The organism is Kitasatospora sp. NPDC056531, assembly GCF_042794375.1.
Taxonomy (GTDB): domain Bacteria; phylum Actinomycetota; class Actinomycetes; order Streptomycetales; family Streptomycetaceae; genus Kitasatospora.
Genome location: NZ_JBHTTU010000027.1, coordinates 60,549 through 81,788, shown reverse-complemented (window position 1 = coordinate 81,788; position 21,240 = coordinate 60,549). Strand labels below are relative to the sequence as shown.

Genomic DNA, 21,240 nt, shown 5'->3' with positions numbered 1-21,240 from the left:
CCGGGCGGGATGCCGGCCTGAATATCCGACGTCGGCCAGGCGTGGGACCGCCGCCCCCAGGCGTCCGATGTGCCAAACGGAGAACGCCCAGGCCCGAGCGCCGGTTTGCATCAGACTGTCACCGAGGGTGAACGCCGGAACGCTCCGTTACCACCGGATGTGCGACAGAACCGATTACGGGACAGAGCCGTTCACTGGACACGCCCCCCTCGGACAGGAGGCGGGAGTTGGCGAGGATGCCGCGTTCCCGCCGTCCTCGCCGGTGTGGGCGGCGAAGTCGGCGAAGGCCTCGCGGCGGTCCCTGAGCCGGTCCGTCCAGCGCGATCCGCACCGCGAGGTCCAGCCCGCCAGCCGAGTAGCCGCCGCCGATCAGCTCGCGCAGTTTCCTGCGGGGTACGCGGCAGATCGACGTCGGGGTTCAGAGCACCATTCACCATGGCCACCAACAACCCAGCGGCAACTGTAATCAAGGCGGCGATGACGGCTGGATTCATAGCCTCTCCCAGTAATGGGTCGCGTAGACCGCGGCAGGATGGCCCCCTGGGCTGGGCCCATCAGGGACACAGTCCTAGGGGACCCCGGACGGCCAACATGGCACTGAGTTTGGCACCCGTGGGCGTACTCCGGCGGGTGCTGCCGGACCTGGACGGGAGTGAGCACATCTCCCCGGGCGTGATGGTCCGGACGACCTGTTGCTTTCTTGAGGTACGCCCGACTGTCGTCTTTTAACCATGCATTCCGTTTGGACGAATGCCTCGAGACACGGAGGTGAACAGCCCTCAGGTGCTCGGGAGGACGTTCTCGGCGACGAGGTTGTTGTAGACCTCCTCGAGGTGGGAGGTCACGGCCCGGGCGGGGTTTTCGCCCTTGGAGACGGGGACGATGACACCGTCCAGCGGATTGTCATCGCGAGGTTCGTCCAGGGTCAGGACCCCTCCGATGGAGGGGGCCGCTTCGTCCCGGGCGGTGAGCGGAGACACACCCCACCGCTGCTGGATCGTCTTGAGCACAGAGGTGTGATCCAGCGGCACGCTGTCAGCGGAGACATTGAAGACGGTACCGCGAGCGATGAGCGGGGAAACCAGCACTGTGGGTACCCGCACCCCGAACCGGGTGAAGTCGAAGCCTTCCTCTCCGGCCTGTCGATCGGGCGGTGCCGCGCCGGCGGGCGGCGCCACGTGGTCGTAGCAGCCGCCGTGCTCGTCATAGGTGATCACCAGCAAGGTCTTGGCCCAGTCCGGCCCGGTGCGCAGCGCGTTGTACACGTCGAGGATGAGTTGCTCGCCCAATGCGACGTCATCATTGGGGTGTTGGCTGTTTCCGTCGTGCTTCCAGGCGGGTTCCAGGAAGGCGAACGCGGGCAGGGAGCCCTCGGTAGCGGCGTTCTTGAAGTCGATGAAGTGGCCGAAGTGCTGATCACCGGCCTGCTGGGTGTCGAGGAAGTTGGCCTTGGTCAACGGCGGAAGGTTGTAGCCGTAGATCACCCAGCCAATGCCCTTGTCGCCGAGTCGGCCGAAGATGCTGTCCGTTTTGAACATGACCTTGTCGAGCTTCGCCTGGTTCTCGCATGCCTTGTCGCTCACCAGGCCCAGGCTGGTCCCCGCGAGGGCGAAGCCCCGGTTGGGCAAGGTCTGAGTCGGCACCGAGCAGTACCAGTGGTCGCACACCGCGTAGCCCCGGGCCAGTCCGGACAGCACGGGCAGCGCTTCCGGGGGGAAGCAGCCCATGATGTCGCTCGCGGTGACATCCGGGGAGTTGCCTTTCCTGGTCGGGAACATCTCCGCGAAGTCGGTGACGAAGCCTTCGTTGGTCGCGGCGGGGGCGGGGGCAGGCACCTGTTGCATACCGAACAGCTGGTTGTTGACTCTGAGATATTCCTCCCCGGGGACGGAGCCGGGCATGAAATACGCGCCGGATTTGGTGTGGTCGATCGGGAAGACGGTGACTCTGCCGCCGTTCCCGTCCGGGTTGGACTCCGCGCCGGTCAGGCCTTCGAAGGACTGGCCGGACGGGCGGTTTTTCTGGTCGGTGTAGAGGAACCCGAGCATGTTGTCGAAGGAGCGGTTTTCCAGCATGAGGACCACGAGGTGGTCTATCCGGCTCAGAAGTGTGGTGTCCGATGACATCTGGCACCTCCCGCAGATCGCGCGGACTGGAGGATCAAGGCCCCGCCGCTTACGGTGGCGGCCCCTACTACCACCGTAGGAGCAGACCCCTGCACCCTGCTCGGCGGTGTCGGGCACATTCCCCTGGCCGTGGAAGCTGCCGCCTGTGCGCCGTGATGACGAATCGGCCCGCAGGTCGGGCGGGCCACTCCGTGTCGGGGAACGGTGGGTGCCATGGAGATTGACTTCCTCCCCGCCCTAAAGGACTTCGTTGGGAAAATCGCAAAGCACCACCCGAGTGACTGGCAGGCTGACATGATCGTCTTGCCTGTTTGTGGAAGGGGGCTGGGTGTCGCTGGAGTCGCGGGATGACCGTGGGGTGCCGGAGCTGACCGCGCGGGTGGTGCGGGCTTCGTTCCCCAAGGGCACGTTGGCGGTGCGGATCCGGGAGGCACTGGGCCCGCTGTTCGAGGACGGGTCCTTCGCGGCGGCGTTTCCCAAGCGGGGTCGCCCGGCGATCTCGCCGGGTGCGCTGGCGCTGGTCTCTGTGCTGCAGTACGCCGAAGGGCTCACCGACCGGCAGGCCGCCGACCAGGTCCGCGCCAGAATGGACTGGAAGTTCCTCCTCGGACTCGAGCTGGACGACCCGGGGTTCGACTTCTCGGTACTCGGCGATTTCCGCTCCCGACTGATCGAACACGGTATGGAGGAGAAGGTCCTGGACCTGGTCCTGGCCCGATGCTCCGAAGGCGGGCTGCTGCGCTCGGGCGGTCGACAGCGCACCGACTCCACCCATGTCCTGGCTGCCGTACGGACGTTGAACCGGATGGAGTTCGTCGGCGAGACCCTGCGGGCGGCGCTGGAGACGCTGGCGGCAGCGGCACCGCAGTGGCTGACGCCCCTGGTGACCACCGAGTGGGTCAAGCGCTACGGCACGCGGATCGACTCCTACCGCTTCCCCAAGGGTGACAACGTCCGCACCGAGTGGGCCTCGCGATGGAGGCCGTCACCGCCGGCCACCCCAAGCCGCCGCCCGTCGTCCCCGACGGCTTCGAGTACGAGATCACCGTGGATGACCACACCGCGCACTGCGCGGACCCCCACCTGACCGACGCCCAACGCCAACTCTTCGAGCGGCTGCTCCACGAAGGTGCCCGACCGAGCTTGAGCGGCTGACACCCAACACCTTGTCCGAGCCAGCCAGACGCCTCCATGAGGCAGCCACTGCAGGCGAGCGAAGCAACAGCGGGCGACGGGTCCGGTCAGCCGGCGACGGTATCAGCGGCGCACCCGTGGAGCGCGTCCAAAAGCGCGGTCCGCTGCTCGATCAGCTTCCCGCCGGCAGGGACGAGGAGCAGCGAGCGGTGTGCATCGTGAAGTTGCGGGTCGCGGTCCTGGTGTGCGCGGGTTTCAGCGTGCCCACGCTGGTCGGCGGCCGGTGTCCACGGTGAGATCGTCTGACTGACCGTTCGGCGGGGTTTTCGGATTCTGCTGCGCCTGCCGTGGGGGTCCACCTACGATCCGTCACCGTGCGGATACGTTGCCGGGTCGCGGGGTGGGTACGGGATGTCTGAGCTGGAACGGATCAAGGCTCGCCGGGGCGAGCTGGACGCGCTCGCCGGGAGCTGGGCAAGCAGCTCCAGGAAGTCCAGGCGGAGCGGGAGGAGTTGGTGATCGCCGAGCGGATCCCGCTGCGGCTGGCCGAGCAGGATCGGGTTGAGGCGGACGGCCCGATGAAGGCACAGGTGGCGGGGCGTGCGGTGCTGCTGGTACCGCACCGCGGCGACAGCCTGGACGAGACCGCTCTGCCCGGTGACTACCGCCGGATCTTGTCGATCGTGCGGGCCGCCGGCGGTCCGGTGCAGGTGAGGGCGGTGGGCGAGGAGCTGGGCCTGGAGGTGGAGGTGCGCGGCAAGCTGGAGCCGCTGCGCGCAAAGCTGGTCAAGCTCGCGGACCGCGGCTGGCTGCACAAACGTCCTGACGGAAAGTTCACCGCACGCCTGTAGCCGTGCCGGTGGAACACGCCGCCACGGCGTAACTGGAGGGCCCCCGGCGACAGTTGAGTTTGGTGTGGCTCACCGACGACAAGGGCCGCCTGGTGTGGGTCTCCGCAGTCCGGGCCCCCGGACGCATCTCGGAGATCACCGCTTGCCGCCACGAAGACTCACCGCCCATCTCCGCACGGCCGGCCTCGGCGCGATCGCCGACCTTGGCTTCGTCGGCCTCGACGACAGCGGCCCCGATGCCGACCCGGCGGTGATCACCGGTTACAAGGCCGCCCGCAACCGTTCCCTGACATGGGGTCGAAAGCTGTCCAACAAGGCGCCGGCCGCGGTCCGCGCGCCGGTCGAGCACGGCTTCGCGCACCTGAAGAACTGGCGCGTGCTCGGCAAGGTCCGCACCGACCCGAGATGGGCGACCGCGCTGGTGCGGGCCCTGCTGGTCCTGACGAGCCGCGAACTGGCCCGCTGACCGACGATCTTCACGAGAGTCACGGGCCCATCACCAGCACGAGCATGCTGACATCGACCCACACCGGGCCCGCAACCTGCTGCAGGGTTGGGCCTCAACCCCCACCAAGGCGCGCGCCTGCGCGCTGCGCGGCGCGAAGCGCACCAACTGCGGCAGGGCGGCGAAGCCGGCCGGGAAGACCAGGTCGCCCTCGAGGACGAGCCGCCAACCCAGCTCCTGCCACGCATCCGCGTCGTCCCGGCGTTCCAGCCGCGCCAGGAGCGCCGGGACGCGATCGACATCGAAACCGCTGTCACGTATGCGTGCCCGGTCCACCACCCCGGTATTGAACACCGGACACCCGACATCCAGGCCGAGGCGCTGCCTGTCGGCGGCTGGCATGGGGATCCGCATCATGATGTCACCGGGCGGCGTCTGCTGATGTCACCACACATCCGCACCTCGGTGACACCCACGACTCCCCCGCCACCACACGCCACCGCCGACAAGGGCCAGTGACACCAGCTGATCCCCCAGTGACAACAAACCGCAGATTCGCGACCGCCTCCCACCCACCACCCCAACAGGTCCAACCAAAGGTCCGGACAACACGGCGAGAGAGGCCAAAACACGCCCACCAGAGCCAACAGGTCACACCCGCCGAGGGTGAGCTACTCGCCCCCGTGGCTCGCACGCGTGGCTCGCCGCCGGGCATCCGCCGCTTCCACACGGGCCTGCTTCGCCGCCCGCTCGGCCAGCCGCGCGGGGCAGAACTCCTCCTCCGTCCGGTAGTCCACCGCCCGGCGCAGCTTGCGCCAACGGCAGCCGCGGGCGTGGCGGCGTACGGCTCGGGGACGCACGTCCAGGAGGGCCGCGAGCAGGCGGATCGCCCGCCCGGTGGTCTCGTCCGGGATGAACCGGTAGTCCATGCTCAGCGGGCCGTCGGCGTACTGCTCCAGCAGCGCCAGGAGCCGTGTCCGGACGGTGCACAGCTCCGCCACCGGGCAGTTGTGACTGAGCGCTTCAGTTGGCGAGCTTCGCCAACTGAAGCGCTCAGCGCGGGGCGTGTCCGTTACCGTCTCGGTCCTGCTGCGGCGTACAGCACGGTGCCGGTCGCCAGCAGGGCCCACGCGGTCGCGTCGGACGCCGTCGTGGCGGGGGAAATGATCATCCAGCCGCCCACCTCTCCCGCGATGCCGGGCGGAACCGGGACGAGGAGGGTGAACGCGAGCCAGCCGATCGGCAGAGTCCATGCGAACTGTGCCCCGCACAGCACCGCCCCGAGCGCGGCCAGGCCGACCAAGCCCGCGCTGTCCCGGACGACGAGCGCGGCCGGGGCGAGCCTCGGCCCGGCCGCCTGGACCGCCAGCAGCGCCGCCCCGGCGACCGCGCCGGCCAGCAGCACGTGCGCCGCCCGCCGGGGCATCCACCGGATCGCGGCCGTCCGATCCAACGCGGCATCCTGCCCGCCGAGCCCGACGGAAGCGGCCGCCACGTTCGCGGTCACGACCAGGACCGCGATCCCCAGGTCCATCGGGCCCGCGCCGTCTTGGTTGAAGGCCCACGCCGCCAGCGCGACGAGCGCGACCGCCGCGGCCGAGGTGGGCACCTGCCGTGACCGGGCGTACAGGATCAGCCACCTCATGCGGATGTCTCCCCCCTCAGCGCCGCGAGCTCGTTCTTGCAGGAGAGCGCGGCGGCATGCGCCTGGGCGATCCGCGAGCGCTGCTCGGCCGGTGACAGCGCCATCAGCCGCTGCCAGACGACGTCGGCGTCCGCCCAAGTACGCTGCGAGTACGCGTAGGAGTCCGGCCTCTGCAGCGGTTCGAACTGGCGATCGCCTAGGGCCCAGCTCGCGGCGATGCTCTGTACGGGGATGTCGACCTGCCCCCCGCCCTCCCAAGTGGTGCGCGGTGCGCAGTTCGGTGCCAGGCCCTGGGCGACCAGGAGGCGGGTCAGTTCCGCCCCCGCCGCGTGGGCGATCAGCGGGTCGTCGAAGTCGATCAGCACCACGTCGCCGGAAAGTTCGCGTGGGTCGCCGAGCGCGCGCAGCTCGGTGTCCTCCCGCACCGAGTCCGGCGCCTCGTCGCCCAGGGCGTCGTGCAGCACGCGCAGCGCCTCCTTGCCGCGCGGCGCGAGCTCGGGCAGGCGTGAGCGGCTTGCCTGCGTCACGCACACCGATCCGTCGCAGACCAGGGTGGCGGCGGCCTTGTCGACGACATAGGTGTCGCGCGCAGCGGCCGGGAGGACCAGCAGGGCCAGGGCCGCGCCGGCCAGGACGGGGGCCACCGCGAGCAGCCGGGCTCGGCGGGTGGCGGCCGACAGCAGTGCGAATCCGGTGGCGAGCAGGCCGAGCAGCCAGAGCGTCTGGCCGAGGTGTACGGAGCCGGACAGGGTCAGCAGCATCTCCCGCGGCTCCGCGGTCGCCGGGGACAGCTGGGCGAGCCGGTTGGGCGCGATGCTCGACGGCAGTGCCTCCTCATTGCTCTGCCGCAGGAGGAGGGCCGTCAGCAAGAGGAGCACCGTCAGGGTCGGCGGGGTGAGCACGGAGGGCACGGCCCGCGCGACGCCCATGCCGAACACGGCCCCCGCGACGAGGGACAGCGCCGCCACCAACGAGATCGGCAGCCAGCCGAGGGGCGTGAAGGTGGTGGCGCCGAGGGCCACCCGGACTCCGCCCACCAGGACGAGGAGGCCGAAGCCCGACGCCAACGCCAGCGCCATCGCACCGGCTGGCAGCGCCGCACGGCGCCAGGCCGGCAGCGGCGTGGTCGTCAGCAGTTCGGCCATCCGCGAGCGGGAGTCGCGCAACCCGTACACCGCCCCCATGCCCACCACGAGCGGCCACCAGAAGACCAGCAGGTACCGGGTCCACAGGGCCATGGAGGTCCACTGGGCCGTCCACCCCGCGGTGCCCTTCCACCAGATCCCGTCGATCAGACAGAAGACCGCCAGGCTGCCCGCCAGGACGACGACGCCGGGCCACGGGGCGACGGAGCGCTTCAGCTCGATGCGCAGGACACGTCCGTTCACCAGGTCCCTCCCTGCTGACCGGAGTTGCGCAGCAGCGCCGAGTAGCCACGCTCCAGGGGGCTGTCGCCCGGGTAGTCGGGGCCGCCCGCCGCGGCCAGGGCGTCCGGCGTGCCCTGGAAGACGAGGCCGCCGTCGGCGAAGAGCACCACGTCGGAGCAGGCGGCCGCGACGTCCTCGACCAGGTGGGTGGAGACGACCACACAGGTGTCGCGGCCCAGTTCCTGGAGCAGCTCGCGGAAGCGCAGTCGCTGCGCCGGGTCCAGGCCGACTGTCGGCTCGTCCAGCAGCAGCACCGCGGGGTCGTTGACGATGGCCTGGGCGATGCCGGCCCGCCGCACCATGCCGCCGGACAGGGTCTTCATCCGATGGTCGGCACGGTCCGCCAGGCCCACCCGCTCCACGGCCCGCTGGACGGCCCCGGGGACTTCCGCCTTCGGAACCTCCTTCAACCAGGCCATGTACTCGACGAACTCGCGCACCGTGAAGCGCTTGTAGTAGCCGAAATCCTGCGGCAGGTAGCCGATTTGGCGGCGCAGGGCCCGGTGGTCGACCATCGCGCCCACGCGGGTGCCGAGTATCTCCAGTTCGCCATCGGTGGGGCGCAGCACGGTGGCCAGCGTCCGGATCAGGGTGGTCTTTCCCGCTCCGTTGGGCCCCAGGAGGCCGTGGGTGCCGATGCCCAGGGAGAGGTCGAGTCCGTCGACGGCCATCTTCTTGCGTCCGACGCGTACTCTCAGGCCACTGGCCCGGATCTCCCAGGCGTAGGTTTTCGGCGCGGTGTCGGCCGCGCTCGTGGTGGGCGTCATGCGGTGGTGCCTTTCGAGGGTCGATGATGGTTTCACAGCGTTGAGTACGCGTTTCTGCGGGCGATGACGGCGCCGATGCCGAGCGCGAGGAGAAGCCCCCACACGGGCAGTTGGTCCGGCTGCAGGACGAGCCGCAGGGCAAGGGGGACGTGGCCGGTGACCCACGCGGGTGCCACGACGACGGCGCCCCACGTGACCAGCAGCCCGGTGGCGGCGCGGGTCACGCCGACCACGCTGCCCAGCGCCAGGGTGGTGGAGGTGAAGGCCAGGGAGGGCAGCAGCCACTGCGCAGCCGTCATCGTTCCGGTCAGCCATCCCCCCACCAGGAGCCCGGGCAGGACCACCACGAGAACCGCCGTGGTGCGCCTGAGGAGCAGGGGCAGGCCGGCCCGGGCGGTCGAGGCCGTCAGTTCGTGCGCCGGGTCCAGTGCGCGCGACCACGACGCGGCGACACCGCACAGCGGCAGCACGGGCGCGATCGCCAACACGGGAGAGGTGTCGCCGAAGAACGTCGGCGGCGCGAGCGAGTCCAGCAGCAGCGCCATCAGGGTGACGACGACGGTCATGGCCAGCCACGACGCCATGGCCGGCGTCAGCCAGGCCGCCACCCACCCCGGGCGGTGTCGCCGCGAGGGCGCCCGGACGGCCGCGTCCAACTGCGGTTCCAGACCGGCCCGGACGGTGTCGAGGAGCGCGGTGATGTCGGGCGCCTCGGTGGCGACACAGGCCGCCAGGCGACCCCGGCACGGCGCGCACGTCTCCAGATGGGCCTCCAACGCCCATACCGTGTCCGCGGCCATCGTCGCGTCACCACGTGCGTAGTCGTCGAGCAACCGCCTCGACGCGTGTTCCCCGCTCATGTCAGCGCCTCCCGCATCGCGATCCGGGCCCGGCGGGCGCGGGTCTTGACCGTGCCTTCGGGCAGTCTGAGCAGGACGGCGGTCTCCCGCACGGAGAACCCGTCCAGCACCGTGGCCTGCAGTACCTCTCGAAGTTCCGGCGCCAGTCGCCGCAAGGCGTCGCCGACGTCCCCGCCGACGGTCGCGGCCAGTGCCTCGTCCTCCGCCGCGGGCACCACCGCCCGCTCGGCGGCGGCCACCGGCGGTTCGGCATGGTGGGCGCGGCGCCGGAACGCGTCGACGAGGCGGCGCGCCGCAATCGTCCACAGCCACCCGACGGCCGTCCCGCCGACCGCGCTCCCGGCGAACGCCCCGGCCGCGCGCCACACCGCCAGATAGGTCTCCTGCATGACCTCGGCGACGATCTGCTCGTCCGCGCAGCGGCGGCGCAACCGCACCGCCAGCCACGGCGACGTGCGCCGGTACAACTCGTCGAACGCCCCGCGGTCACCTCTGGCCACCAGCCGGACGAGGCGCTCCTCGTCCAGCTCGTCCAGTGCTCTCCTGCGTGATCTCACACCAGCCAGACGACAGATGCTGCGCACAGGTTCTGCGCCTGACGTGACCTGCGACACAGTGTCACGCGCGGAGGATTTCGATCCCCGTGAAACCCGGTCGCCGGTTTCGATCCGGCTTGTGGTGAACCCTGGCGCCTCGGGGTGCTTCACCCTCCTCCGTGCAGCCCTGACCGAGTACGCCGACTGACTCGCAGTCGCAATCGATGCCGAAGGTCCAGCCCGCCAACTGAAGCACTCACTCGCCAACCGAAGCGCTCAGTCACAGCAGTTGCCCCAGCTACCGGCTGCGTGGGCCTGGCAGGGCGCTGCGGCCTTCTTCTTCGTCGTCGTCATGGCGCCCCCTGGCCGAGGCCGGCTGTGGACTGCCGGCGCTGGCGGCAGAGCAACGCGGCCCAGCCGGAGGTCACCGGCTGGGTCGCGCGCAGCGCAAGGGCAGCAGGCCTTGGGGGGCCGCGCGGTCCCGGCTGCGGACGTCGCCGAGCAGCGGGTGCTCCTGGTCGTCCTCCTCGTCCTGGGCGTGGTGGGGGCGGTTGGGGTGCTGGGCGAGGGCGGCGTGCAGCGTCGCGCCGGCCTGCCACGCCTCGGCGTGCACGACGGGCTCCGCCCCGGCGAGACCGGGGCGGGCGCCGAGGACGACCCGGCCGTCGACCAGGACCACCCAGCCGTCCAGGCCGTCGACGTCGCGCTCCGTCCAGCCGCGGGCGAGGCCGACGCCCTGTGAAGGGGCGCGGATGGTGAGCACGGGCCGTCACCCCCTCAAACCGGTACAGGCGCCCCGCGTGGCTGAGGCGACCACCTCACCGTGCCGAGAACCGTCGCCAGCAGCCGTCGGTGTCCCGGCTCGATCCGGCGCCGCACCATGCGGTCCGCTCCCACCGGGTCCTCCCGGCGGACCGGTAGGCCCGCTGAGGCGAGCACTCACCCGACCGGCCCCGGCCGGCTCTCGTTCGGGTGATTCACGTCCGGCGGCAGCCATCGCGTCCAACGTCCAGTGGCACGGCCCGCTCCGTCCGATCAGGCAGGGCACCGGTGCGGGCACGAGGCGGTGGCGCTCAGGACATTTCGTGCGCTCGGCCCTTCAGTTGACGTGTCGCCAGCACCCTTGTGAATCTCCCGGTCACGCGCCGGTCGGCTCGACCGCGTCAGTCGCGGCTCCAGGCTCGCCACTCTGTCCAGTCCGCGAAGTGCCGGCCGTGGACGTCATCACGGGGTTCACCAGCAGTTCGGCCTTCAGGTCGGACAGGTCCAGATGCCACCGCGCGGCGGTGTCCACCAGGGCGTGGCGAATGGGGTCGGTGCTCGTCCCGGCCGCCATATCGGCCTCCAGGGCGGCGATCCACTCCTCCACTCGTCTTGCCCGCTCGACTGCTGCGACGGTCCTGTCGTCGGCCAGGTCGTCGACGGCGGGCACCGTCGCCCACAGCGCCCACAAGGCCGGGCACAGCGCCGCGGGCATCAGCGGGACGAGTGCGTACGCTTCGGGATCCTCCTCCCTGGTCCGGCGGCGGCACAGGCGGTAGGCCGCCCTCAAGGCGGTGTCCGTGCGGCCCGCGGGCGCGGCTGCCGGGCGGTTCGCGGCAGGCCGGCCGCCCGGCGTGTCGGCCGTCGTGAGCGGCGCTGGGTTGTCCGGGTGGGAGGGTTGCGGTGTCCGAGGCATGACCGGCTCAACGACGCGGCCACCGCAACGTCTCGTCGGCGGTCGATCCGGTGCCGTCCTGCCCGGCACGGCCACCCGGCTCTCGTGCGGATGCCGTCGTGGCCGGACCACCGCAGCCACATCGAGCCGCGCACCAGCGGGGAGTCGAGGACCGGGCGGCCCAGGTCCCGGTCGGCGGGCGCGGGACGGCTGCCGCACAGAGCCGGCTCCAGCCACCCGGGCGCGGCGGCGGGGTCCGGATCGGGGCGGGTGGTGTCGGTCATCGCGCGGTGCCTCCGGGAGTCGGGACCGGGTACGGGCGGCCGTCCCGGCCCGGGTGAGCCCGGACGGGCGGGGGTGCAGATGGCGGGCGCCGGGGCAGGTCAGCCGACGGCGGTCTCGGCGTGCCGGTGGAGAGCATCCAGGAGCGCGGTCTGCCGGTCGGTCGGCCTCCCCTCGGTGTGGGCCTTGTCCTGCTTTCGCAGCCACGTGCCGGGCCGGAAGGCCGGGTCCGCCTCGCCGCCGGTACGGTTCGCCGGGCCATCGAGGGTGCCGCCGGCGGCGAGGTAGACGAGCAGACGGCGGCAGGAGCGGTTCCAGTCCGGCTCCAGGCGCCACAGCTCGTCCAGGCGTCGAGCTTGGCCATCTGGTCGGGGTTGAGGTTGTCGGCTTTGCGCCGGCGGCTCATCCACGCCCCCACCGTGTAGTCGTCCAGCTTGACGGCGGCCGGGATCGCGAGGTGGCCGTGCCGGCGGTGGAACGCCCGCGCGTAGGCGGCCCCGCGCTCCCAGGCGTTGGCGTTCTTCGACCAGATCATGCCAAGCGCAGGGAACCCGCACCACAAACCTCATAACGTCACGGCCGTCTCACTGGACTTGAAATCCTCCGCCATGCGAAAGGGCCGGTGGTGCAGTCCACCGGCCCTCTGTGATGCCAGATCAGTCCGTTGTCACCCGGCCTGCGCCAGTTCGCGCATGTCATGCCAGTCACGTTCGATAGGTTCCGCCGACGCCAGTAGCGGCAGCGGCTCTCCTGTCCGGGACCGGTCCCGATGTTCTGCCCGTTCTGTTCTTCAGGGCCGGTGACCCGGCACCGCCGGTCTCAGGACCAGGCGATCTCGCCATGGCGGTCGATGAAGCGTCCGGTGCCGGCACCGGGCCCCTCGGTGGCGAGGGCGACGATCGCGTCCGTGCCCTCGGTGACGGTCTGGGAGCCGCTGTGACCGTTTATGTCGGTCGCGGTGTAGCCGGGGTCGGCGGCGTTGACGCGAATGCCCTTGAGCCCTTTGGCGTACTGCGTGGTCAACATCGTCAGCGCCGCCTTCGAGGAGGCGTACAGCGGCACAACGACGTGCGACTCGGACCGGCCGGGGTCGTGGGTGAAGGCGAGGGAGCCCATGCCGCTGCTGACGTTGATGATCACGGGGTCGTCCGAACGGCGCAGCAGCGGCAGGAACGCGGTGGTGGTGCGGACCACGCCGATGACGTTGACGTCGAGGACGGCGCGGGCGTCGGCGGCGGTGAGGTCGCCGGGATCACCGAAGGGACCCTGGACCCCCGCGTTGTTGATCAGGACGTCGATCCTGCCCTCGTGCTCGGCGACGTCCGCGGCGGCGGCGGCCACGGACGCGTCGTCGGTCACGTCGACGGGGACGAAGCGTGCGCCCAGCGCGGCGGCTGCCTCCTCACCCCGCTCACGGTCGCGGGCTCCCAGGAGAACGGTGTGACCGCACGCGATGAGGCGGCGGGCGGTCTCGCGGCCGATGCCCTTGTTGGCTCCGGTGATGAAAGTGATCGTCATGCCTTCGATAGTTGCCTTGACGAGGGAGCCGGACCAGGGACGCTTCGACGGTGGGAAGACCAGTACCACCCTCGCGCCCCCGCATGTGATCGGGGACGCGGGAGGATGGAGAGCATGACGACGACACCCCCCGGAGCTGGACTGGGCGCGATGATCCGCACGTGGCGGAACCGGCTGCCCCCGTCAGCCGCTGGGCTGCCGGTCGTCCGCAAGCGCCGGGCTGTCGGGCTGCGGCGCGAGGAACTGGCCGACCTGGCCGGAGTGTCGGTCGACTACGTCGTGCGCCTGGAGCAGGGGCGGGCCACGACACCCTCGGCGTCGGTGGTGGCGTCCCTGGCGCGCGCTCTCCAACTGTCCACCGCCGAGCGGGACCACCTCTACCGGCTGGCCCGGATCGTGCCGCCGGCGGACGGCACGATCTGCGACCATCTCCCGCCCGGTATGCAACGGGTGCTCGTCCGCCTCGGAGACGTACCGGTGGCCGTGTTCGCGGCGGACTGGCAACTGGTGTGGTGGAACCACGGTTGGGCAGCCCTGCTGGGAGACCCCTTGGCCTCGCCGCCGCGGATGCGCAACTTCGCCCGCGACAGGTTCCCGGTGGACGTCGATCACACCCCCCTCGCGCTGTGGCCGGTCACCGAGACGGACCCCGACACCGCCGACGCCGCCCTCGTCTCCGATCTGCGCCGCGCCACCGGCCGCTTCCCCCGGGACAGCCGCCTGGCCGCGCTGGTCCGCGACCTGAACGCAGGCAACGAGAGGTTCGCCGAGCTGTGGGCGACGGGAGAGGTGACCGCGAACCGCGAGGTCCACAAGAGGGTCGATCACCCGTCGGTGGGCCCGGTCACGGTGGACTGCGATGTCCTGACCGACGGCGACACGGAGCTCAAGATTGTCATCATGACCGCCGCGCCGGGCAGTGAGGACGAGACCAAACTCCAGCTCACCACCGTCGTCGGCCCACCGGCCGGCACGCGCAACTGATCCGCCCCGCCCATCGGCCGACCGACGGCTCACGGTTTTCGTGACGCACCAAACCGTTGGACACGCACCGACGGGTGATCAGGACGGCCCGCTGGCGGACTGCCCGGACAGCGCCCTCGTTCCGCCTGGCCACGAACCGCGGTGCCCCGTTGACATCACCCTCGCCGCGCTGGGTGGTCGGTGGACGCCGCTGGTAGTCCGCGGGTTCCTACGCCGCGGTCAGACCACATACTCCGAACTGTCCGCCGCCCTGCCCGCTCTCTCGGACAGGCCGACCCAGTTGACCAGTGCGGGCGTCATCGAGCGTCACCGCACCCCGGGCCGGCCTCCGCGCGTCCGCTACATTCTGACCAGCCAGGGCCGGGCGCTGGAACCAGTGGCGCGCAGCATGTGGGAGCGAGGCACAGCGCGACGGGACTCCCTTGACCAAACGCCAGACCCGTTGAACACGGCCTGAACCTCGTCAGCTCCCCGGTTCTTGCTCGCTGCAGCTGGACGGCCTTCTGCGATCCGGTGCATGGATCCTGAGCTGCTGGAACGGATCACCGCGCGGCGCGCGGAACTGGACGAACTCGAAGAACAGCTGGCCAAGCAGTTGGCGGAGGTACGGGCCGAGCGGAACGAACTCGCCGTCGCCGAACGCGTCCTTGAACGGGTGAGCGAACAGCTCGCCAACGAACGGGCATCGGTCACGCCGGCGCCCGGGCAGGTGGGCGGACGAGCGGTGATGCTGATCCCGCACCGCACGTCAGGCGTGGAGGAGAGCACACCCCCGCCGGACTACCAGGGCATTCTCGCCGCCGTGCGGCAGGCCGCCGGACCGGTCATGGCCCGGCAGGTCGGTGACGCGCTGGGAATCGACGTCAGTGTGCGGGCCGAGCTGGAACCGCTGCGCGGGAGACTGGTCAGACTCGTCGATCGCGGCTGGCTGCGGAAACTACCCGACGGCCGGTTTACCACCTGCCTGTGACCAGGGACGCCAGCGCCCGGAGTAGCGGGGTGCGGGCGTAACCGGGGTGCCCCCGGCGGCCGTTGGAACTGTGTGACGAGATCCAAAGAACGCGCCGAGGACACCTGCCCGCTTGATTACCAGTGCCGTCTGCCGCTGTCCACGAGCACCGTCAAGTACCTCGCCGATCTACTGCGACGCCACCTGAAGGCGATTCGGTCCAGGTGGCGGATCCTGCCGCCCGGGAGGATCACGGTGATCGTCTTGGCCGTGCTGCGCCACGACCAGCGCCTGGCCGACATGGCCGGCGGGTCTCGCGGCGAGGTCCTGTACCGGGCGGTCACCGAGGCCACGTTCGACGCGGCCATCGTCGGTACCGGCAACGGTCACGCCGTGGTGATCGTGGCCACCGGCGAGGACTGACCCTCGTCGGTGCCCCCGGCGAGGCCCGCACCGCGGTGGCACCTACGATCGGATCATGGCAGGAGTCCGTGACTATCCTCAGCAACTCGACCGGCCGATCAGGGACGTCCAGGCGTACCTGTCCAGCCGGGGCGGAGTGCGTCCCTTCGCCGTCGCCTCGGCCGACTTCGAACCCCTCCCGACCGGTGGCGGGGACCCGAACCTTCCGTTCGAGTTCGTCAACGAGGTGCCCTCCTCCGTACTGCCCGCCGAGTTCGGCGCCGCCTTCGGCGAGGGGCTGCTCGCCCAACTCCGGGCCTGGTCCTTCCGCCAGGTCCTGCCGTACGCGGTGCGGGTGCGGCTGCGCCACGCGCGGTGGCGTGAGGGGCAGTCGACGGCGGCCGGCTTCGCGGCAGCCGGGCAGCAGGCGGCCCACGAGTTCTCCGAGTCCTTCCATGACGGCGTCGGTCCGCGTCGGCTCGTCACCCTGCGGCCCGGCGCGCAGCAGCCGCAGGAGGAGGCCACGGGCGAGGCGTCCGTCATCCGGGACGTGCACGTTCGCCTGGTCAATTTCACGATGTGCGGCCACTACGCCATTGCCACCGCGGACTTCACGCCCTTGCCCGCCAACGGGGAGCAGCACTTCGAGTTCGTCCTGGAGGTTCCCGAGGACCGCCTTCCGCTGTATCTCGCCGAGGCCTTCGAGCGCGGCCTGCGGGAGGAGCTCTACTCCACGGATGACGGCCGACTGCCCGTCCGGGCGTTCCGTGTCCGCCTGCACGACGCGAAGTGGCACGAGGTGGATTCCAACGAGATGATCTTCACGGCCGCCGGTCGCAAGGCCGCAGCCGAAGCACTCCGCCGCTCCCGCGAAGGCGACGAGCCCGGAACCACCGCATGATCCGAACGACCACCGCACGCCCGCGCGGGAAGTCGGCCCGGCCGGCACACGGCTGTCGAAAGCGCCGAGCGCAGACCGGCCTGGGAACGCCGGGGACTGACAGTCGGACACGTGGACTCGCCGTCGACCAGGTACAGAGAACCCACAGGTGTGACTGAGCGCTTCAGTTGGCGAGTTGAGCACCTCGCTCGGAAGGCATGGCCGGGAGTGGCCGCCAACTGGCGGGAACGTCGCGCATGACCAGAGCGCAGTCCACGGTCGCACTCCTTGACGGGAAGCGGTCCGGGTCGTCGAAGAAGGACGACGCGGCAGAGCGAACCCGGCCGGCTTCCACGTGCCAGCCGTTGGTCCGCAGTTCCATACCGTCCAGGTGACGGCCGGAGCTGGTGGCCGAGAAGCCCTTTGCCCCGCCCCGGAAGAAACGGGAAGCCTCGGCAAGATCGGCGAAGAGCTCGCTGCCGCGCAGCTCGTCGGCCGGCTCGACCGTGACATCCACTCGGGTCTCGCCATCCCGTGTCGCCAGTGCGACGCGCATCTGACCGGGCGTCTCGTGCACCTCGAAGTCGGCGCGGCCGTGTTCACCGGGGAAGATGCGGCCTCCGGCCCAGGCGTTGAGCCGCGAGGAGGTGTCGCGCCGTGGGATGTAGACGCCGGTCTCGACGCCGCCCGGTCCGTCCCATTCGACGGCGATCCGATGTGCCGCGTTCTCGCTCCGCAGTCCGAACGCCTTGGGTGCCCAGGCGGGCCGGACACTTCCCAGGCGCAGCAGGCAGATGCCCGCGACCGCGTAGCCGTGCACCAGTTGCGGGCGAAGTGGCCCGGGGAGCAGGCGTGCCGCGACATCCGGGGCGACTCGGTAGTTCACCAGTAGCCGTCGTTCAACGACGCTGGCCAGTCGCGGCTGCCTCATGACCCCTCGCTCTGCGCCCCGGGGCGCCATTTGGTGTGGCGAAGCACGATCTGCTCGGGGCAGACGGCGCTGAGGAACCGGCCGATGCAGGTGGCCAGGCGATCCTCGGCCAGCGCGTAGAGGATCCGGTTGCCTTCCCGTCGCTCGGTGACCAGTCCGGCTCCCTTGAGCACGCCGAGATGCCGTGAGATGGAGGGCGCGCTGATCGCGAACCTGGCTGCGATCTCGCCGGCCGCGAGCTCACCGCCTCTGAGATCCTCGAGGATCTGGCGCCTCGTCGGATCGGCGAGAGCACGGAAGGCTCCCGCCTCGTCCTGAGCTTCTGTCATGCTCGATATTTAGCACCTTGGCTAAATATCTAACAAGAGGTTCCGCGACCTCCGTCGGCAGTTGCGGCCGACCGCTTCGACTCAGTCGGCCAGCTGGACCGCTCACTCGCCGGCTGAAACGCTCAGTCACAACAGGACCTCCAGGGGGGTGGAGGCGCCGGATCTGCCGACGCCGACCGCACGCGCCGCGCCTGCACCGGGGCCAGGACTGGATCAGATCTCGACGTCCATCCGCGCGACGTCGTTGAGCTCGACGTCGAGGCCGCGGGCGCGGCGGCCTCCGTCCTTGAAGTAGCGCTCGCCGAGGGCCTCGGCGAGGATCGCTTCCTGCTGGGCCTGGGTGGCTCGGGTGTCGCGGGCCGCGTGCAGGGCCTGGGCGACACTTCCGGGCATCTTCTGCGAGATCACCCGGGGGCAGGGGTCGTCGGTCGTGCCGCCGGAGGCGCTGAACCCGAAGGTGCCGCTGATGTGCAGCATGAACCCGTTCTTCTCGGCGTCCCGGCGCACCCGCTGCTTCACCCGCGGCTGCCAGGCGGTGCGCACCGCCTGCTCGACCTTTCCCGCGTTGGCTTTGGTCATCGGGATGTCGCCCGCCAGCCGGCCTTCGGCCAGCTCCTTGAGGGCGTGGGACCAGCGCTGCGCGGTGCGCTGCGAAACGCCGGCCAGCCGGGCGAGGCGTTTGGTGTCCTGCTTGGCGACCTTCTCCCACAGGAACTTCACCCGGGTGTTGAGGTGCACCGGGATCGGGCGGGTCTGCTCGGCGCGCTCCAGGCCCTCGTCGATCTCCCGACTCACGCCGTTCCTCCCTTCCCGGCCGCCCAGGCGGCGGCCACTGCTGGTGGTCGTGATGGCGGCCCGCCCGTCGGTGCCGACGGGCCGCGCAGGTGACTACTCGTCGGCGACGGCTCCGCCGGGCGAGGTCGGCCCGGCGGGCTTCATGTGCCGGGCCGGGTTGGCCCTATCGGCGATCAGCTCCAGTACCTCGGCCCACCGGCCGGGAGCCCTCGAACTTCACCAGGCCCGGTGAGACCCCGAGGCGCAGCGAGGTGGTGAGGGTGCCGTCGGGTTTGGTGAGGATGTCCAGGGCGCCGGGGCCGGAGGCGTTCGCCGCCTTCGTCCAGGCGGTCACCGCCGGCACCTTGGTCCCGGTCAAGGCCTGAGCTTGACTGCACCGGCACTCCCGTGGCGTGCCGGCCTGGCAGGCCACTGTCGCTCGTCGCGGACGCAACGCGCTTGTTGATGTACGCACGCTTGTGACCTGTGGCTACGCCCGACCACCCTCGTTCTCCCTCATCCCTGGCCGTCCGGGCGGGAGCAGGGTGGTGCTGACATCTCGGCCGACACGACGGTGATGGCGGCGGCGCATTCGCCCTGGGCGGAGAGCCCCGAGGGGGATACTCCCGGTATGGCCGACACTGACACCTACGCTCATTCGCCCGAGGTCTGGACAGCTGGACGCCTCCGCGAAGCGATCAAGGACCTCCCCGACGACGCACCCATCCACATCGGTGTTGCGTCCGACCCGGGCGACTTCGACGGATACCAAGACCACGTCCTGGTCGACTACGAACCCATCGAGCTGTGCTGGCCGGCGACGACGACCGCGCCGGAGCGGAACGAGGTCGAGTACACCCTGTTCGCGGACTGGCCAGCAGGAACCTACGACGTGCCGGACTGACAGCTCCGCCGCGGGCGGCCATCCGGACCCCAGGAGCCCTTCCCTGCCCGGCACACCCCAGCGGTGATGCCAAGGGCGCCATCGACGGCCTCGGTACTGATGGGCTCCAGGCACACGTTCAGCTGTTGCCGGCTCCCCGAGGACCGGGGCGCCGGGACGTGGCCGGGCGGTCTGCGGCCGGCCGTGGGGATCGTTCTGATCGTCGCCCGAGTTGGACCCTTCGGGCCCCCGCGGTCGTGGGTGGCCCGAAGGATCGAAGGGGTACGGGACATGACGGCCGACACGACGCCGGACAACCCGGCACAGCGACGGGTCGAGGCGATCCTGGCGGAGCTGACCGGTACGGGTGAGGAGACCGGGGTGCAGGTGGCCGCCTGGCTGGACGGTGAGGTGGTGGTGGACGCCCGGGCGGGCAGGGCCGACCTGGCCGGGGGGCGGCCGATGGGGCCGGACACCCTGGTGCCGTCCTGGTCGACCGGGAAGGGCGTGGCGGCGGCCCTGGTCGCGGTGCTGGTGGACCGGGGGGTGCTGGCGTACGAGGCGCCGGTGGCACGCTACTGGCCGGAGTTCGGGGCCGCGGGTAAGGAGTTCGTCACGCTGGGACAGGTGCTCGACCACACCGCGGGCGTGCCGCAGCTGCCCACTGACGTGACGCCCGAGCGGCTGCTTGACCTGCCGGCCGTGGCCGCCTGGCTCGCCGGCCAGCGGCCGCGGTGGGAGCCCGGCAGTGCGGTCGGCTACCACGCCTGGACGTACGGGGTGCTGCTGGCCGAGATCCTGCGCCGCGCCACCGGCCGCACCTGCGACCAACTGCTGCGGGACGAACTGGCCGCGCCGCTCGGCGTCTCCGACGAGCTGCTGTTCCACGTCCCCGACCACCTCTTGCCGCGGCTCGCGACCTGCTACGACGGCGGCTGGGCGGCCCTGCTTGAGCGCATGCCGGCCGAGGCGCCGTTCTTCGCGGCCGTGCCGCGCGCCGTGCTGCCGGTCGCCGCGCTGGCCAATCGCGCCGACTTCCGCCGCACCCCGCTGCCGGCCAACGGGATCATGACCGCGCGCGCCGTCGCCCGGCTCTACGCGGCGCTGGCCTGCGGTGGCGAACTGTCGGGCGTCCGGCTGCTCTCCGAGGCGACCCTGAAGGAAGCCGCCACCGGCCGGGCCAGCGGGGTGGACCGGACGATGGGCATCCCCTGGACCATGGGCCGCGGCTTCGTCGTCGGTGACGCCTCGTCGCCCCCTGTCCGCCCGCCGAGCGCCTTCGGTCACAGCGGCTCCGGCGGCAGCACGGCGTTCGCCGACCCGGCGGCCCGGTTCTCGTTCGCCCTGATCAAGAACCGGATGACCGCCCCCGGCCTGGACTCCCGCCTCGTCCACGAGGTCCGCACGGCCCTGGGCCTGGCCGCCGCCTGAGGGTAAGCGGGTGATCAGTCGCTCTTGAGGCCGTCGGCGAGGCGGCGCGCTGCTTCGGTCTCGACAGGGCCGTTCAGTGCATCACCCGTCCGAGGCCCGTCTGGTCACCACCCGCGCGCTGCTCACCGTGCGGGAGAACCTCGCCGACGCCGTCGCCGCCCGCGCCATGATGTGCATCCACGGTGGCGCCGGCTTCGGCAAGACCGTCGCGGTGACCGGCTGCCTGCCCGAACTCGACCCCGGCGAGGAGAGCGCTGATCCCAAGCCCCGTGACGGGTTTGCGGATCACTTCTGCGTGATCCGTGCGAGCTCGGCGGCACCCGGCAGTCTGCTGGTCGGCGATCGACATGACGGGCAGCGGCAAGTCTCAGGTGCCTCCAGAGGAGTGACTACGGCATTCAAGACCGGAGCCGCCGAACGGGACGAGCA

Annotated in this window: 28 protein-coding genes; 12 read left to right on the top strand and 16 right to left on the bottom strand. The window is 70.9% G+C overall.

Going from position 1 to position 21,240, the window contains the following annotated elements; translation table 11 throughout:
* Positions 1 to 779 precede the first annotated feature (779 nt).
* Complete coding sequence (locus tag ACFQ87_RS22735; RefSeq protein WP_380612625.1) at positions 780 to 2,126, bottom strand: alkaline phosphatase family protein; 1,347 nt, start codon at positions 2,124 to 2,126, stop codon at positions 780 to 782.
* Positions 2,127 to 2,484: 358 nt separating this feature from the next.
* On the opposite strand from ACFQ87_RS22735, the gene ACFQ87_RS22730 reads away from it, so the two are divergent.
* From ACFQ87_RS22730 to ACFQ87_RS22710, 5 genes are all read left to right on the top strand, one after another.
* Positions 2,485 to 3,213 carry a transposase gene (locus tag ACFQ87_RS22730; protein ID WP_380612624.1) on the top strand — a complete coding sequence of 243 codons (729 nt, stop codon included), beginning with the start codon at positions 2,485 to 2,487 and terminating at the stop codon, positions 3,211 to 3,213.
* Entirely contained in the window at positions 3,174 to 3,281 is a 108-nt protein-coding gene (locus ACFQ87_RS22725) for a hypothetical protein (RefSeq protein ID WP_380612623.1), read from the top strand. The genes ACFQ87_RS22730 and ACFQ87_RS22725 overlap by 40 nt, the downstream gene beginning before the upstream one ends.
* Positions 3,282 to 3,775: 494 nt before the next feature.
* Complete coding sequence (locus ACFQ87_RS22720; protein WP_380612646.1) at positions 3,776 to 4,111, top strand: hypothetical protein; 336 nt, start codon at positions 3,776 to 3,778, stop codon at positions 4,109 to 4,111.
* A 142-nt stretch (positions 4,112 to 4,253) separates the two neighbouring features.
* Entirely contained in the window at positions 4,254 to 4,577 is a 324-nt protein-coding gene (locus tag ACFQ87_RS22715) for a transposase family protein (RefSeq protein ID WP_380612622.1), read from the top strand.
* Between the two features lie 87 nt (positions 4,578 to 4,664).
* Positions 4,665 to 5,075 carry a hypothetical protein gene (locus ACFQ87_RS22710; RefSeq protein WP_380612621.1) on the top strand — a complete coding sequence of 137 codons (411 nt, stop codon included), beginning with the start codon at positions 4,665 to 4,667 and terminating at the stop codon, positions 5,073 to 5,075.
* A 152-nt stretch (positions 5,076 to 5,227) separates the two neighbouring features.
* Here the strand turns inward: ACFQ87_RS22710 and ACFQ87_RS22705 are convergent, their stop codons facing one another.
* The 10 genes from ACFQ87_RS22705 to ACFQ87_RS22660 all read right to left on the bottom strand — a co-directional run bounded on the left by ACFQ87_RS22705 (position 5,228) and on the right by ACFQ87_RS22660 (position 13,248).
* Positions 5,228 to 5,557: a hypothetical protein gene (locus tag ACFQ87_RS22705; protein WP_380612620.1), complete on the bottom strand. Its 330-nt coding sequence runs from the start codon at positions 5,555 to 5,557 to the stop codon at positions 5,228 to 5,230.
* Between the two features lie 71 nt (positions 5,558 to 5,628).
* Positions 5,629 to 6,201, bottom strand: a complete 573-nt coding sequence (locus ACFQ87_RS22700; protein WP_380612619.1) for a hypothetical protein — start codon at positions 6,199 to 6,201, stop codon at positions 5,629 to 5,631.
* A complete protein-coding gene (locus ACFQ87_RS22695; protein WP_380612618.1) occupies positions 6,198 to 7,589 on the bottom strand; it encodes a hypothetical protein in 1,392 nt (463 codons plus the stop codon). Before ACFQ87_RS22695 ends, ACFQ87_RS22700 begins: the two co-directional genes overlap by 4 nt.
* Positions 7,586 to 8,395 (bottom strand): ABC transporter ATP-binding protein, encoded by an 810-nt coding sequence (locus tag ACFQ87_RS22690; protein ID WP_380612617.1) that lies wholly within the window; start codon positions 8,393 to 8,395, stop codon positions 7,586 to 7,588. The genes ACFQ87_RS22695 and ACFQ87_RS22690 overlap by 4 nt, the downstream gene beginning before the upstream one ends.
* A 32-nt stretch (positions 8,396 to 8,427) precedes the next feature.
* A complete protein-coding gene (locus tag ACFQ87_RS22685; RefSeq protein ID WP_380612616.1) occupies positions 8,428 to 9,255 on the bottom strand; it encodes a zf-HC2 domain-containing protein in 828 nt (275 codons plus the stop codon).
* On the bottom strand, positions 9,252 to 9,812 hold the full coding sequence (locus ACFQ87_RS22680; RefSeq protein WP_380612615.1) for an RNA polymerase sigma factor: 561 nt from the start codon (positions 9,810 to 9,812) through the stop codon (positions 9,252 to 9,254). Before ACFQ87_RS22680 ends, ACFQ87_RS22685 begins: the two co-directional genes overlap by 4 nt.
* A 403-nt stretch (positions 9,813 to 10,215) precedes the next feature.
* A complete protein-coding gene (locus ACFQ87_RS22675) occupies positions 10,216 to 10,554 on the bottom strand; it encodes a hypothetical protein (RefSeq protein ID WP_380612614.1) in 339 nt (112 codons plus the stop codon).
* A gap of 375 nt (positions 10,555 to 10,929) precedes the next feature.
* A complete protein-coding gene (locus ACFQ87_RS22670) occupies positions 10,930 to 11,343 on the bottom strand; it encodes a squalene/phytoene synthase family protein (protein ID WP_380612613.1) in 414 nt (137 codons plus the stop codon).
* A gap of 385 nt (positions 11,344 to 11,728) precedes the next feature.
* Positions 11,729 to 12,265: a helicase associated domain-containing protein gene (locus ACFQ87_RS22665; protein WP_380612612.1), complete on the bottom strand. Its 537-nt coding sequence runs from the start codon at positions 12,263 to 12,265 to the stop codon at positions 11,729 to 11,731.
* Between the two features lie 284 nt (positions 12,266 to 12,549).
* Positions 12,550 to 13,248 (bottom strand): SDR family NAD(P)-dependent oxidoreductase, encoded by a 699-nt coding sequence (locus ACFQ87_RS22660; protein WP_046426084.1) that lies wholly within the window; start codon positions 13,246 to 13,248, stop codon positions 12,550 to 12,552.
* A gap of 105 nt (positions 13,249 to 13,353) precedes the next feature.
* On the opposite strand from ACFQ87_RS22660, the gene ACFQ87_RS22655 reads away from it, so the two are divergent.
* From ACFQ87_RS22655 to ACFQ87_RS22635, 5 genes are all read left to right on the top strand, one after another.
* Entirely contained in the window at positions 13,354 to 14,232 is an 879-nt protein-coding gene (locus ACFQ87_RS22655) for a helix-turn-helix transcriptional regulator (RefSeq protein ID WP_380612611.1), read from the top strand.
* Entirely contained in the window at positions 14,168 to 14,689 is a 522-nt protein-coding gene (locus ACFQ87_RS22650; protein ID WP_380612610.1) for a winged helix-turn-helix transcriptional regulator, read from the top strand. Before ACFQ87_RS22655 ends, ACFQ87_RS22650 begins: the two co-directional genes overlap by 65 nt.
* Positions 14,690 to 14,749: 60 nt before the next feature.
* Positions 14,750 to 15,202 (top strand): hypothetical protein, encoded by a 453-nt coding sequence (locus tag ACFQ87_RS22645; RefSeq protein WP_380612609.1) that lies wholly within the window; start codon positions 14,750 to 14,752, stop codon positions 15,200 to 15,202.
* Between the two features lie 72 nt (positions 15,203 to 15,274).
* Positions 15,275 to 15,604, top strand: a complete 330-nt coding sequence (locus tag ACFQ87_RS22640; protein ID WP_380612608.1) for a hypothetical protein — start codon at positions 15,275 to 15,277, stop codon at positions 15,602 to 15,604.
* Positions 15,605 to 15,659: 55 nt separating this feature from the next.
* The gene (locus tag ACFQ87_RS22635; RefSeq protein WP_380612607.1) at positions 15,660 to 16,484 is read left to right on the top strand and encodes a hypothetical protein; all 825 of its coding nucleotides are present in this window, start codon (positions 15,660 to 15,662) and stop codon (positions 16,482 to 16,484) included.
* A gap of 163 nt (positions 16,485 to 16,647) precedes the next feature.
* On the opposite strand, the gene ACFQ87_RS22630 is transcribed toward ACFQ87_RS22635, so the two are convergent.
* The 4 genes from ACFQ87_RS22630 to ACFQ87_RS22615 all read right to left on the bottom strand — a co-directional run bounded on the left by ACFQ87_RS22630 (position 16,648) and on the right by ACFQ87_RS22615 (position 18,876).
* Positions 16,648 to 17,394 (bottom strand): DUF2071 domain-containing protein, encoded by a 747-nt coding sequence (locus tag ACFQ87_RS22630; protein WP_380612606.1) that lies wholly within the window; start codon positions 17,392 to 17,394, stop codon positions 16,648 to 16,650.
* Entirely contained in the window at positions 17,391 to 17,723 is a 333-nt protein-coding gene (locus ACFQ87_RS22625; protein ID WP_380612605.1) for a metalloregulator ArsR/SmtB family transcription factor, read from the bottom strand. Before ACFQ87_RS22625 ends, ACFQ87_RS22630 begins: the two co-directional genes overlap by 4 nt.
* Before the next feature lie 213 nt (positions 17,724 to 17,936).
* Entirely contained in the window at positions 17,937 to 18,518 is a 582-nt protein-coding gene (gene tpg / locus ACFQ87_RS22620) for a telomere-protecting terminal protein Tpg (protein WP_380612604.1), read from the bottom strand.
* A 163-nt stretch (positions 18,519 to 18,681) separates the two neighbouring features.
* On the bottom strand, positions 18,682 to 18,876 hold the full coding sequence (locus ACFQ87_RS22615; protein ID WP_380612603.1) for a hypothetical protein: 195 nt from the start codon (positions 18,874 to 18,876) through the stop codon (positions 18,682 to 18,684).
* A 252-nt stretch (positions 18,877 to 19,128) separates the two neighbouring features.
* Here ACFQ87_RS22615 and ACFQ87_RS22610 point away from each other — a divergent pair, with 252 nt between their 5' ends.
* Complete coding sequence (locus tag ACFQ87_RS22610; protein ID WP_380612602.1) at positions 19,129 to 19,401, top strand: DUF6225 family protein; 273 nt, start codon at positions 19,129 to 19,131, stop codon at positions 19,399 to 19,401.
* Between the two features lie 270 nt (positions 19,402 to 19,671).
* The gene (locus tag ACFQ87_RS22605) at positions 19,672 to 20,811 is read left to right on the top strand and encodes a serine hydrolase domain-containing protein (RefSeq protein WP_380612601.1); all 1,140 of its coding nucleotides are present in this window, start codon (positions 19,672 to 19,674) and stop codon (positions 20,809 to 20,811) included.
* 73 nt (positions 20,812 to 20,884) lie between these two features.
* Here the strand turns inward: ACFQ87_RS22605 and ACFQ87_RS22600 are convergent, their stop codons facing one another.
* Complete coding sequence (locus ACFQ87_RS22600; protein ID WP_380612600.1) at positions 20,885 to 21,160, bottom strand: hypothetical protein; 276 nt, start codon at positions 21,158 to 21,160, stop codon at positions 20,885 to 20,887.
* Positions 21,161 to 21,240: the final 80 nt, after the last annotated feature.